1 rRNA gene is annotated in these 281 nt (G+C 52.0%); it reads right to left on the bottom strand.

The window, feature by feature from the left end:
- Nucleotides 1–86: 86 nt before the first annotated feature.
- A 23S ribosomal RNA gene (locus tag RCF13_RS03015) occupies nt 87–281 on the bottom strand; the annotation flags it as partial.

Genomic DNA, 281 nt, shown 5'->3' with positions numbered 1-281 from the left:
CGCCAGCCTCGCATAGTTCTTGTGACGTAGCGTGCACTTGGATGCTCTTACGACGTTGTCGTAAAGCCAAGGCAACTTGAGGTTATATGGTCAAGCCGCACGGATCATTAGTATCAGTTAGCTCAATACATTGCTGTACTGACACACCTGACCTATCAACCACGTAGTCTACATGGTTCCTTCAGGGGGCTTGTGCCCCGGGAGATCTCATCTTGAGGCGCGCTTCCCGCTTAGATGCTTTCAGCGGTTATCGCTTCCGAACATAGCTACCCGGCAATGCC

This window comes from Stenotrophomonas maltophilia group sp. RNC7, assembly GCF_030910085.1.
GTDB classification, from domain to species: Bacteria; Pseudomonadota; Gammaproteobacteria; order Xanthomonadales; family Xanthomonadaceae; genus Stenotrophomonas; species Stenotrophomonas sepilia.
Note: the sequence above shows the minus strand (reverse complement) of the source record. Positions and strands in the feature narration are given on the sequence as shown.